The organism is Pseudomonas typographi (assembly GCF_014694385.1).
GTDB lineage: Bacteria > Pseudomonadota > Gammaproteobacteria > Pseudomonadales > Pseudomonadaceae > Aquipseudomonas > Aquipseudomonas typographi.
The window spans coordinates 203,459-213,271 of record NZ_JAAOCA010000006.1; the positions used below are offsets into that span (position 1 = coordinate 203,459).

Sequence of the window (9,813 nt, forward strand, 5' to 3'; positions counted from 1 at the left end):
CCTTTGCCAGCGAAGCAGTATGACGCCCAGCCAACTCGCCACCCTGCTCGCCTTGATGGCCGCGCTGATGCATGCCAGTTGGAACGCCGTGGTCAAGGCCAGCGGCGACCGCGTGGCGACCATGGCCGCCCTGGATACCGTGGCGCTGTTCAGCGCCTTGCTGCTGGTGCCGTTCTTTGCCCCACCGGCAGCGCCGGTGTGGGGGTTGATCGGCCTGTCGATGGCGGTAAACCTCGCGTATCGGTTCTTTCTGCTGCGTGCTTATCGGGTGGGCGATTTCGGCCAAGTTTACCCCTTGGTGCGTGGATTACCGCCGCTGTTGGTGGCCGCCATCGCCGCGTTTTGGTTTGGCGAGCGCTTGAGCGCGCCAGCGGTGTTGGGCATTGGCTTGGTCTCGGCCGGCATTTTGAGTTTGCTGCACGGCCACGGCCATTGGCCGGCTACCGTCGCGGCATTGGCCGCAGGCCTGTGCACCGCGCTCTACACCGTGATTGATGCCCAAGGCGTGCGCCAGAGCGACAGCGCCCTGCAATATGCGGTGTACCTCACCCTGGTGCTGAGCCTACCGGTGCCGGCGCTTACCGCAGCCCGCCGCGGCCCGGCGCTGTTCAAGCAGTTACGCCGGCAATGCCGGCCGGCGCTGTTCGGTGGCTTCACTTACACCGCCGCCTACGCCTTGGTGCTGGTGGCTATGCGCTTGGACGCCGTGGCCAAGGTCGCAGCGCTGCGCGAGAGCAGCGTGATCATCGCAGCGGTGATCGCCACGGTCGTGTTCAAGGAACGTTTCGGCCTGCGCCGCGGTCTGGCGGCGCTGCTGGTGGCGGTCGGAATTGGCGTGATCAAGTTGGGCTAGTGGCGCGGCTAGGCCGCTTTCCACAGCGACAGCAAGGGCCCTTGCGCCCCCGCCACCGGGTCACTGGCCGGGAAGCCCAAGCCGGCCATCAGTTGCTCTTGCGCCGCGGTGGGCGCTTGGCGGCAAATGTCCCAATCCTGGCCCTGGGCATAACCGCCCACTACCAAAAAGTCGCCGCTGGCATCAAGCAAGCAATGCCCGGTGCCGCAGGGCAGCAACACCACATCCCCGGCCTGCACCGTGACCTCATGGCCATTCGGCCCACCCAGCAGCAGCCGCCCATGGCCAGCGGCAAAGCCCAGCACCTCATGGGCGGTGGAGTGGTAATGGTGGTAGCGGTACACGCCGTTACGCCACTGCGCCGGCCACTGGTTGCGGCCGAACAGCGCCTCGAACGCGCTGGCCATGGCCGTTTCGCTGGCTGGCAGCGCCTGGCGGTACAGCAATACGGGCAGGCGCGGGTTGTTCGGCACCCAACCGTTGCGTTCGAGCAACAGCGGCTCTACCTGGGGCTGCCCGGCCTGGGCGCGGCCAAGCGGCACGGCGCCGGCCAAGCCGACAACGGCGAGCAGGCGGATGAAGTCGCGGCGAGGTTGGGTGGCCATGGCGAAGCCTCCTTGGGCAATGGGGCGGTCTCTCACTCCATTGTGACCCCAGCCGGTGCCGAACGATCAGCCTCGTTGCAGTTGCAGCAGCACCTGCAACGGGTGGCGCAAGCTTTGCTGGGTGTAGCGCTTGGCCTGGCTGCGGCACGAGTAACCGGTGGCCAGCGCTTCACCCTGCTGCTCGGCCGGGGCCGCCACTTGGCGCGCCCAAGATTGGTCGAAGATGGCCCGCGACGTGTGCTGGTTACGCGCTTCATGCCCATAGGTGCCCGACATCCCGCAGCAGCCGGTGGCTTGGGTGGTCAACGCCAAGCCCACGCGGGCAAACAGGGTTTCCCATTGGCGCGTGCTGGCTGGCACGTTGGTTTTTTCCGTGCAGTGCGCCAGCAGGCGAAAGCGCCCGCCGCTGCCGCCCTGTTTCGCCGGCAAGGCGTCGAGCAGCCACTCCTGCGGCAACTCGACCTTCGGCGCCTGGGCAATGCCCGGCACCTTCTGGTACTCCTGGCGGTATACCAGGGTCATGGCCGGGTCGAGCCCGACCAGGCGCACGCCGAAACCGCTCAGGGCCTGCAATTGGCTGGCGTTGCGGATGGCCGCCTTGTTGAAAGCTTCCAAGAAGCCTTGCACGTGCAGCGGTTTGCCATTGGCGCTGAACGGCGCCAGGAACACCTGGTACCCCAGGCGCGCGGCCAACTCGATGAACTGGCCCAGCAGCGGCGTTTCGAAATAGCGGGTGAAGGCATCCTGCACAATGATCACGCTGCGCTCGCGCTGTTCGCTGCTCAGCCCGATCAACCGTTGGGCCGTGGCCGGCTGCACGTTCCAGCGCCGGATCACGGCCTGGAAGTCGAAGCGGCTGAGCAAAGGGCTATCGACCATGCCCAACTGGCGTGCAAACAGCTTCCGCACCCAGCCGGCGCTCATCAGGCCATTGTAAAGGCTGGGGAAGTACGCCAGGTACGGGAGGGTGAACTCCAGCGAGCCAACCAGGTAATCGCGTGCTGGGCGCAGGTACCGGCCGTGGTACAGCTCCAGAAAGCGCGAGCGGAATTCCGGCACGTTGACCTTGATCGGGCACTGCCCCGCGCAAGATTTACACGCCAGGCAACCGGCCATGGCGTCGTACACCTCGTGGGAGAAGTCTGCCTGGCCGCGGCGCTGTTCCCGGGTGTTGCGCACGCGCTGCGCCAGGTTCGAGAAAAAACCGGGGCGGCGGTGGGCCGGCGCCAATACGTCTACCCCGGCCTCGCCCTGCAAGCGTAACCATTCGCGCATCAACGAAGCGCGCCCCTTGGGCGAATGCTGGCGCTGGCGGGTGGCCTTCCACGACGGGCACATGGCGTCATTGGGGTCGAAGTTGTAGCAAGCGCCATTGCCATTGCAATGCACGGCCGTACCGTAGCTTTGCCACACCCGCTCGTCGACCTGGCGGTCGAGGTCGCCGCGCATCGTGACCTCGTCGATTTTCAGCAATGGCTCGGCACTGGCCAGCGGGGTGCAGATTTTGCCGGGGTTAAGCTGGTTGTGCGGGTCGAATGCTGCCTTCAGCGCTTGCAGCGAGGGGTACAGCTCACCAAAAAACGCCGGCGCGTATTCCGAGCGCACGCCCTTGCCATGTTCGCCCCACAGCAGCCCGCCGTAGCGCTGGGTCAGCGCGGCCACCGCATCGGAAATCGGCCGCACCAACGCAGCTTGGGCCGGGTCTTTCATGTCCAGCGCCGGGCGCACGTGCAGCACGCCGGCGTCTACGTGGCCGAACATGCCATAGGCCAACCCGTGGCTATCGAGCAGCGCGCGAAAATCCGCAATGTAATCGGCCAGCCGCTCCGGCGGCACGGCCGTGTCTTCCACGAACGGTTGCGGGCGTATTTCCCCTTCAACGTTGCCCAACAGCCCCACCGAGCGCTTGCGCATGGTGTACACGCGGTTCACGGCGTCTTGGCCCTCGGCCAAGGTGTGGCCTAGGCGCTCGACACTGGTATCGCGCTGCAGGTGCGCGACGAAGGCGGCCACCCGGGCGTCGACATCCTGTGGGTCGTCGCCGCTGAACTCCACCAGGTTGATGCCCAATGTAGGGCGCTCGGCTTCGGCGGGGAAGTACTCGGCCACGCTGTGCCAGACGATGTCTTGCATCGCCAGCAACAGTACCTTGGAGTCGACCGTCTCGATGGACAGGGGTTTGTGTTCGATCAACGCGCGGGCGTCGCGCAGCGCATCCATGAAACCTGCGTAGCGGATATTGACCAGCACTGAGTATTTCGGAATGGGCAGCACGTTCAGCCGCGCCTCGACCACGAAACCCAACGAGCCTTCGGCCCCGCACATCACGCTGTTGAGGTTGAAACGGCCTTGCTCATCGCGCAGGTGCGCCAGATCGTAGCCGGTCAAGCAACGGTTAAGCTTGGGAAAGCGAGCGGCGATCAGCTCGGCCTGGGTATCCTGGATTTCCCGTGCCACGCGGTACACGTGGCCCACGCGGTCATTACGCGCGCATTGGCGGTCGAGTTCGGCAGCGTCGAGCGGGCGGCTGTGCAACGCGCCCCCGCCGACCAACACGCTGTGCAGGTCGAGCACATGGTCGCGGGTTTTGCCGTAGGTGCAACTGCCCTGGCCGCTGGCGTCGGTGTTGACCATGCCGCCGATGGTGGCGCGGTTGGAGGTGGACAGTTCCGGCGCGAAGAACAGCCCGTGGGGCTTGAGTGCGGCATTGAGCTGGTCCTTGACCACCCCGGCCTGCACCCGCACCCAGCGCCCTTGCACGTCGATTTCAAGGATGTTGTTCATGTGCCGCGACAGGTCGACCACGAGGCCGTCGGTCAGCGACTGGCCATTGGTGCCGGTGCCGCCACCGCGCGGCGCCAGCTTGATGGCGCTGAACGCCGGCTCACCCAGCAGCCGGGCGAGTAATTCGACGTCGCCGGCATCGCGCGGGAACACCGCCGCTTGTGGCAGGCGCTGGTAAATCGAGTTGTCGGTGGCCAGTACCGTGCGGCTGGCGTAATCGGTGCTGATGTCGCCGTTGAAGCCGGCGCTTTTGAGCGCGGCGAGAAAGTCACGGTAGCTGGCCGCGGCGGCGGCCGGTTGCAATGCGGCGATCATCGGTCGATGGCCTCTGTCAGCGTAAAACACACGGGCGCGCTTGCCATCAGGCGGTGGCTGCGGCAGCCTCTCTCATTCGATGTTGTCATGCTCGCGCGTTTACCCGGGCAAGACAAACGGAAAATAAGCCCATTACCCATGACTTCTCTGAATGAATTACCGCCGCCTAACGCCGTCGATGTCGTTGCTGCTGGCCTTCGAGGCAGCGGCCCGCCATGAAAGCTACACCCGCGCCGCGGAGGAACTGTCGCTCACCCAAAGCGCCGTGAGCCGGCAGGTACAAGCCTTGGAGCAAAGCCTGGGGCTGACGCTGTTTCGCCGCGCCGGGCGGCAGGTGCAACTCACCGACGTGGGCCGCCTGTACCAACGGGAAGTGGCCGAAGCGCTCGGGCAACTGCGCAGCGCCACCCTCCAGGCGCTGGCGTTCCAGTCTGGCGTGGGCACGTTGCGCCTGGCCACCTTGCCCACCTTCGGCTCGAAATGGCTGCTGCCGCGCCTGCATTTGTTCTACCGCGCCCACCCGGGCATGTTGGTGCACATCCATTCGCGCATCGAGCCAATCGACTTTGCCACCAGCGAAATCGATGCCGCCATCGGCGTGGGCGTGGGCGAACTGCCAGGGCTTACCTGCCACCGGCTGCAGGCAGAAGAGCTGGTGGTGATCCACACCCCCGATCGGCCGGAACTGACCCCAGGCCAAATCGCCGAACACTTGCTGCTGAACGTGGCGAACAACCCGCAGGCCTGGCCGGAATGGTTCAGCCACCACGGCCTGCCGCACCGGGCGATGCACCTGGGCCCAAGTTTCGAACTCACCTCGCACTTGGTCCAGGCAGTGCGCGCAGGTATCGGCATCGGCTTGGTGCCCCGCGTGCTGGTAGAGGAGGAACTGACCAGCGGCGAATTGCGCTGCAGCGGCCAGCCGTTTGCCAGCCGGCGCAGCTATTACTTGCTGTACCCGCCGCGTAACGAGGCGTTGCCGTCGTTGCGGGCGTTCAGGGGGTGGTTGTTGGGGCAGATTTGAGCCGTGTCGGCGCGCGTGGCACGCGTGCATCTGTTTCGCTGGGAGGGAAATCCTTGAGGTTGCGCGATACCAGAAGGTGCACCGTGAACGCGTGCAGTTGCCCAGGTGGTGGCGCCTGGCAATTTAGCTATCGGTATGGAACAAGGCCTTTACCATCCAGAGCGCATCGCCTCCTGAGAAGCTGCACCGTCGACCGCGCGCTGGCGCCACAGGCCAAATACCCTGCCAGCGGCGTGCTATTGGCCGGTGTTTCACGATGTACTCGCCAACGCCCCCTGCATCAGCGCCGCGCGCTTGTCATGACCGAGAATCGCTGACAGTTGCGCAAGTGCCATGGCGGCGCCCACCGATAATACGACGTTATATATCGTCCGCTAACGCTTGCCATCGGTCGATGGCAGCAACACCGTCAACATCCCTAGCAGCGGCATGAACGAGCATAGTTTGTAGACGAACTCGATACCATGGATATCGGCCAGTTCGCCAAGGGACGCCGCAGCGATGCCGCTGAAACCAAACATCAGACCGAAGAACACCCCGGCAATCATCCCCACATTGCCCGGCACCAATTCCTGGGCGTATACCACGATGGCGGAAAACGCCGAGGCCAGGATAAAGCCGATGATCACGCTGAGCACGCTGGTCCAGAACAGGTCGACGTAGGGCATGGCCAGGGTAAACGGTGCCGCGCCCAGGATCGAGAACCAGATCACCGCCTTACGCCCGATGCGGTCGCCGATCGGCCCGCCGAAAAAGGTGCCGGCAGCCACCGCACCGAGGAACAGAAACAGGTGCAATTGCGAACTGGCCACCGAGAGGTCGAAGCGTTCGATCAGGTAGAAGGTGAAGTAGCTGGTGATGCTGGCCATGTAGATGTATTTGGAGAACACCAGCAGCGCCAGCACCACCAGCGCGAACTTGACCCGGGCGGGGCTGAGGCCGTGGGTGCTGCGGCTGGTTTTCTTACCCTTGGAGGCATTCAGGTGGTTCCGATACCAGCGGCTCAGCCGGTATTGCACGCCAATGGCGAACACCGCAAACAGGCCGAACCAGGCCACATAGGTTTGCCCAAAGGGGATGATAATGGCCGCTGCCAACAGCGGGCCAATCGCGGTGCCAGCGTTGCCGCCCACCTGGAAGGTCGACTGCGCCAGGCCGAAGCGCCCGCCGGAGGCCAGGCGTGCCACCCGGGAGGTTTCCGGGTGGAAGGTAGACGAACCGATGCCGATCAGTGCAGACGCCATGAGGATGGTCGGGAAGCTGGTGACGAACGCCAGCAGTACGATACCCACCAGGGTGCACACCATGCCGGCCGGTAATAGAAAGGGTTTGGGGTGGCGGTCCGTGTAAAAACCGATCCATGGCTGCAGCAGCGAGGCGGTGACCTGAAACGTCAAGGTGATCAGCCCGACCTCGGCAAAGGTGAGCCCGTAGTTCTCTTTGAGCATTGGGTAAATCGAGGGCAGCACCGACTGGATCAGGTCGTTGATCAGGTGGGCCAGCGCACACGAGGCAACGATGCTCATTACCAGGGGGTTGGATACTGAGGGCGCAGCGGGGGCCGCCTGGCTGGAGGCGTTGGTCATGGCCATATCACGAGTACCTGAGAAGAATGACGCACTGTTCAGGTGCGCCACTGTGCCATTTTGTCGCGCCCCGCGCCACGCAAAGTTACAAAATGTTTCTCAAGCCAACTGGAATCGCGCAGTGTTGCCGCTCAGGGCCTGGCTGCCTTCGCTGAGTTTATCGGCCGCACCGTTCACCGCCCGCGCACCGTCGAGCAAGCGCAGCGCCGCCTGGTCGATTTGCTGAATGTTCGCGCTCACTTCATCGGCCGTGGCCGCTTGCTGCTCCACCGCCGTAGCGATCATGGCCAGGTTGTCGGTCACAGCCTGCACCGCACCGGCGATCTTGCCCAGGCTTTCGCCCAGGCCGGTCACGGCCGAGGCGTCTTGCTGCGCCTGCACGCAGGCGGCCTCCATTAGCTCTACCGCCTGCTGTACCGTTGCCCGCAGGCTGTCCACAGTGCTGGCAATTTGTGCGGTGGACGCCTGGGTACGTTGCGACAAGCTGCGCACTTCGTCGGCCACCACGGCGAACCCGCGGCCCTGCTCACCGGCGCGGGCGGCCTCGATGGCCGCATTGAGCGCCAGCAAGTTGGTTTGCCCGGCGATGCCGCCGATGACGTCAACCACCGATTGGATCTGCTGGCCCTGCTCGCTGACCCGGCCCAAGGCTTGGGCGGTGTCGGCCAGCCGCTGGTTCAATTGCCGGATGCTGCTAGTAGTGCGCTGGCTGTCACGGCTGCTGTCCATCGCGATCTGCCGCGTTTGCTGGGCGCTGCCAGCGGCCAACTCGCAGCTTTGCGCGACCCCTTGCGCGGTGGCTGCCAGTTGCGTGGCCGCGGTAGCGATTTGGCTGATTTGCTGTTGTTGCAGCTCGACTTCCATCAAGGTGCCCGCCGATTGCGTGTTGAGCATTTGCACGGCCGAGCCGAGTTGCACGGTTTCCCGGTCTACGCTGCTCAGGCTGCCGCGCAGTTGCACCACTGCCGTGTTCAGCGCGGTGCTGATCGTTGCCAATTCATCGCGCCCGCTGACCACGACTTGCACGCACAGGTTGCCGTCGCGCAGCGACTCGGCCAACGTGGTAATACCGTTGGCATTTCGCCGGATGGACGCCTGCAGGCACATGAACAGGTACAGCGCCGCCAACAGCAATACCGCGAAGGCCGCCGCCACCGGCACGAATTGGGCGATAGCTTGGTCGTGGTAATAACCCAGGCGTTGCTCCAACGATGCCAGCGACTGCTGGCGCAAAGTGGCCATGTCCGCCATCAGGCCGTCCAGGCTCGCCTCGAAATCGGCTGCCGAGAGCGATACGCTGCCGCCGAAGAGGTTATCGTCCAGCCGTTTGAGCTCAACATCCAAGTGCTGCAGGCTTTTAGTGTATTGCTGGGCCCAGCCCTGCATGCTGTCGGGCAAGCGCGCCTTGAGCACCTCAGCGCTCTTGACCAATTGTTCGCGGGCATCGCCGATGCGGCCGCGCAGGTCACGCATCTGCAAGCGGCTTTGCAGGCTGAACTGCCCCGCGACCACCGAGGCTTCGCCCACACTGGCCAGGCGCCCGATACGCTCGACCGCATCGGGAATCTGTTCAGTGCTCATCTGCATCAGCAGGTAGGTTTCCATCCACGGGTCGAGGATCAGCCCGCTGTCCATGGCGAGTTGCTCGCGTAACAACTGTAGCGACGCGACCGCGGCGGTGAATTTTTCATAGCCATCGGGCCACCAGCCCAGTGTGTGCAGGCCGTCTTGGTCCAAACCTTTGCTGGCCTGCTGAAACGCCTGGTAACGCTTGGTCGCATCTTCGCTGGCATGGCTCGCCTTGAGTTCGGCGCCCAATTGCTCCACGGCCCGGGCCAGTAACGGCGCGCCGGCCTGCAGTGCGGCGATGGCTTGGCGGGCAGCGGGGGTGGGCTCGCGCAGAATATCCACCGCCTTCCAGCGGGCCGCCCGATTGCGCTGGGCGACCAAGAGGTTATCCACCTGTTCCAAGGCCAACAGTTGGCGAACGCCGGTGCGCTCGCCCGAGATCACCTGCAGGCGTTGCTGGTAGTCGCGCCCCAGCAGCAGCAAGCTGGCGGCCAGCGGTAACATGAACAACAGAAACAACAGCTGGAACTTACGCGCAAAGCTAAAACGGCTGAGCAGCCGAATTCCGGGGGATAAAAGCGATTGCATAGTGCCAACTTCTCCACGAGCCTGGCCATGCCGCCATTACAGCGGTATGGCAAATTGGAATCACTGCAAGAAGTGAACCGTTTGACGGGTTATCGGCGAAGCCGGCCAGGGCTTAAGCGCGTTCAGTTAGTGCGCTGCTGAACGGTGGTGCGCGGATTCAGTGCATAACGCTGACCAAACGGTCAACTAAAACAAACACGGCATAGGGTTTTCAAGGGTTGGCCCGGAAACTGCTTCGGCAGCGCCAGCTGAAAAGCTGACCATAAAGTTCACTTCCAACCACGCACATTATCGATTGGCCAGGCGCCCTGCCGGCCACCACCGGGGACCGACATGCTGGAAACCTTGTTCAAGCTCAAAGCGCACAACACCTCTGTGCGCACCGAAATCCTCGCGGGGGCCACCACCTTCCTCGCCATGGCCTATATCCTGTTCGTCAACCCGAGCATCCTCGGCGCCACCGGCATGGACAAAGGCGCCGTGTTCGTC

6 protein-coding genes and 1 pseudogene are annotated in these 9,813 nt (G+C 64.1%); 3 read left to right on the forward strand and 4 right to left on the reverse strand.

Translation table 11 applies throughout. From position 1 onward, the window contains the following. Nucleotides 1-19 precede the first annotated feature (19 nt). A complete protein-coding gene (locus HAQ05_RS06655; RefSeq protein WP_190418647.1) occupies nt 20-853 on the forward strand; it encodes an EamA family transporter in 834 nt (277 codons plus the stop codon). 8 nt (nt 854-861) lie between these two features. Here the strand turns inward: HAQ05_RS06655 and HAQ05_RS06660 are convergent, their stop codons facing one another. Further along, the gene (locus HAQ05_RS06660) at nt 862-1,458 is read right to left on the reverse strand and encodes a cupin domain-containing protein (protein WP_190418649.1); all 597 of its coding nucleotides are present in this window, start codon (nt 1,456-1,458) and stop codon (nt 862-864) included. 66 nt (nt 1,459-1,524) lie between these two features. Beyond that, nucleotides 1,525-4,557, reverse strand: coding sequence for a D-2-hydroxyglutarate dehydrogenase YdiJ (gene ydiJ / locus HAQ05_RS06665; RefSeq protein WP_190418650.1), 3,033 nt, complete (start codon nt 4,555-4,557; stop codon nt 1,525-1,527). A gap of 151 nt (nt 4,558-4,708) precedes the next feature. On the opposite strand from ydiJ, the gene HAQ05_RS06670 reads away from it, so the two are divergent. After that, nucleotides 4,709-5,581, forward strand: coding sequence for a LysR substrate-binding domain-containing protein (locus HAQ05_RS06670; protein ID WP_190418652.1), 873 nt, complete (start codon nt 4,709-4,711; stop codon nt 5,579-5,581). Nucleotides 5,582-5,955: 374 nt separating this feature from the next. Here the strand turns inward: HAQ05_RS06670 and HAQ05_RS06675 are convergent, their stop codons facing one another. Then, on the reverse strand, nt 5,956-7,173 hold the full coding sequence (locus HAQ05_RS06675) for an MFS transporter (protein ID WP_190418654.1): 1,218 nt from the start codon (nt 7,171-7,173) through the stop codon (nt 5,956-5,958). Nucleotides 7,174-7,266: 93 nt separating this feature from the next. Next, nucleotides 7,267-9,324, reverse strand: a complete 2,058-nt coding sequence (locus HAQ05_RS06680; protein WP_190418655.1) for a methyl-accepting chemotaxis protein — start codon at nt 9,322-9,324, stop codon at nt 7,267-7,269. 333 nt (nt 9,325-9,657) lie between these two features. Here HAQ05_RS06680 and HAQ05_RS06685 point away from each other — a divergent pair. Further along, a pseudogene (locus HAQ05_RS06685) lies at nt 9,658-9,813 on the forward strand (NCS2 family permease); the annotation flags it as partial.